This is a genomic window from Bradyrhizobium sp. NBAIM18 (assembly GCF_020193825.1).
Taxonomy (GTDB): Bacteria; Pseudomonadota; Alphaproteobacteria; order Rhizobiales; family Xanthobacteraceae; genus Bradyrhizobium; species Bradyrhizobium yuanmingense.
Window position 1 is genome coordinate 257,501 of record NZ_JADYVO010000010.1, and the last position, 2,820, is coordinate 260,320.

Below are 2,820 nucleotides of genomic sequence, written 5' to 3' on the forward strand. Positions count from 1 at the left end.
ATAATGAAGGATTCGCGCAACAATCTGCTGCACGACCCAACTCGGATCGATCTCCTCTTTACGATGTCAGAAAACACGCATCTTGCTGTCTATCCAGACTAGCAGGATGCGAAGTGATGTTTCGCGGACGGTGATGGTTACGGGCTGATCTCAACCAGCCCGTCTACGCTCAAGTGAGCTACGCCGGGCACGCTTCGACCGTGCTTGGCTGCGCCACGCGAAGCCTGAAAGGCGAAGCGTGGTGGAGCCAGACGGGATCGAACCGACGACCTCATGCTTGCAAAGCACGCGCTCTCCCAGCTGAGCTATGGCCCCGTAACCAGAAGACGAATGCTCACTCGATGAAAGTGGTGGGCCTGGGAAGACTTGAACTTCCGACCTCACGCTTATCAAGCGCGCGCTCTAACCAACTGAGCTACAAGCCCCTAACGCATATCCCGTCAGGGACCGTGGGATCCTGCTTGATGCAGGCCCAGCGCGTGTTCGTCCGCGAAGAAAGAGAAACGAAGACGGCGAAATCCCGCCAATGCAGCTCAACGATCTGGCGATCTGTTGGCCACTGATGTTTCTAAAACGATCCGATAGTGAGCGTGAGCTCGCTGAAGGATCATCCTTAGAAAGGAGGTGATCCAGCCGCAGGTTCCCCTACGGCTACCTTGTTACGACTTCACCCCAGTCGCTGACCCTACCGTGGCCGGCTGCCTCCCTTGCGGGTTAGCGCACCGTCTTCAGGTAAAACCAACTCCCATGGTGTGACGGGCGGTGTGTACAAGGCCCGGGAACGTATTCACCGTGGCGTGCTGATCCACGATTACTAGCGATTCCAACTTCATGGGCTCGAGTTGCAGAGCCCAATCCGAACTGAGACGGCTTTTTGAGATTTGCGAAGGGTCGCCCCTTAGCATCCCATTGTCACCGCCATTGTAGCACGTGTGTAGCCCAGCCCGTAAGGGCCATGAGGACTTGACGTCATCCCCACCTTCCTCGCGGCTTATCACCGGCAGTCTCCTTAGAGTGCTCAACTAAATGGTAGCAACTAAGGACGGGGGTTGCGCTCGTTGCGGGACTTAACCCAACATCTCACGACACGAGCTGACGACAGCCATGCAGCACCTGTGCTCCAGGCTCCGAAGAGAGGGTCACATCTCTGCGACCGGTCCTGGACATGTCAAGGGCTGGTAAGGTTCTGCGCGTTGCGTCGAATTAAACCACATGCTCCACCGCTTGTGCGGGCCCCCGTCAATTCCTTTGAGTTTTAATCTTGCGACCGTACTCCCCAGGCGGAATGCTTAAAGCGTTAGCTGCGCCACTAGTGAGTAAACCCACTAACGGCTGGCATTCATCGTTTACGGCGTGGACTACCAGGGTATCTAATCCTGTTTGCTCCCCACGCTTTCGTGCCTCAGCGTCAGTACCGGGCCAGTGAGCCGCCTTCGCCACTGGTGTTCTTGCGAATATCTACGAATTTCACCTCTACACTCGCAGTTCCACTCACCTCTCCCGGACTCAAGATCTTCAGTATCAAAGGCAGTTCTGGAGTTGAGCTCCAGGATTTCACCCCTGACTTAAAGACCCGCCTACGCACCCTTTACGCCCAGTGATTCCGAGCAACGCTAGCCCCCTTCGTATTACCGCGGCTGCTGGCACGAAGTTAGCCGGGGCTTATTCTTGCGGTACCGTCATTATCTTCCCGCACAAAAGAGCTTTACAACCCTAGGGCCTTCATCACTCACGCGGCATGGCTGGATCAGGGTTGCCCCCATTGTCCAATATTCCCCACTGCTGCCTCCCGTAGGAGTTTGGGCCGTGTCTCAGTCCCAATGTGGCTGATCATCCTCTCAGACCAGCTACTGATCGTCGCCTTGGTGAGCCATTACCTCACCAACTAGCTAATCAGACGCGGGCCGATCTTTCGGCGATAAATCTTTCCCCGTAAGGGCTTATCCGGTATTAGCACAAGTTTCCCTGTGTTGTTCCGAACCAAAAGGTACGTTCCCACGCGTTACTCACCCGTCTGCCGCTGACGTATTGCTACGCCCGCTCGACTTGCATGTGTTAAGCCTGCCGCCAGCGTTCGCTCTGAGCCAGGATCAAACTCTCAAGTTGGACTTGAACTTTGAACCGGCTGATCACAACGTTTGACGAGGTCCCACCATTATCGACCGAAGTCGATGTGCTGCCCGCGATTCACATCGCTGGCAACGATGGTGTTTCCTTTAAAACGTGTACCGCCGAAGTCTTTCGTCCGGTCTCGATCAGAAAAGCCGAAGCTTCTCGGAAGCGAGACCCGCAAGGACTCCGCCGTCCACGTTTCTCTTTCTTCATCTTCACTTGTCAAACAGCCCGAGACCATGGAGGCCTCAACCTTCCTGAGAGGAAGGGTTCCGACACCCTTACCGACGATGGATGAACTCCAACCGACTGGTGTCGGCTGTTGTGTCACTCAACAAGGTGAGGAGCATCAGTGGCGCGTTCGCTCGCCTTGGTCAGTGACCCGGCGGCGCCGCGCTCAGTGGTTGGGGTTATAGGCCCCACCTTCCGGCCTGTCAACGCCAATCGTCAACAAATCGTCGCACAGCGGACCAGCGAGAAAACACCCACGATTCCAGCCATTTAGAAAGCCGCGGGGCACATCGAACGAGCCTGCCCGGCAAAAAATCTGAAAAAAAGTTTGCCCGCCGGCGGGCTCCGGAGGGCGCCTTGGAGCCCTCCCTGGCGGCCTCCCCCGGGGCCTCTCCTCCGCACCTCCGCCAACCTGGGGGCGTGCCGTCCCAAGCGCTGGCGGCCCCCCGGCCAGACGCCCGCCTCCCCCGCTAGGTG

General features: G+C 57.1%; 2 tRNA genes and 1 rRNA gene. All 3 read right to left on the reverse strand.

The features are described 5' to 3' along the window. Nucleotides 1-239 precede the first annotated feature (239 nt). The 3 genes from I6F17_RS23095 to I6F17_RS23105 all read right to left on the reverse strand — a co-directional run bounded on the left by I6F17_RS23095 (nt 240) and on the right by I6F17_RS23105 (nt 2,106). Nucleotides 240-315, reverse strand: a tRNA-Ala gene (locus I6F17_RS23095). Nucleotides 316-348: 33 nt separating this feature from the next. Continuing rightward, a tRNA-Ile gene (locus I6F17_RS23100) sits at nt 349-425 on the reverse strand. A 192-nt stretch (nt 426-617) separates the two neighbouring features. Next, a 16S ribosomal RNA gene (locus I6F17_RS23105) occupies nt 618-2,106 on the reverse strand. Between the last annotated feature and the right edge of the window lie 714 nt (nt 2,107-2,820).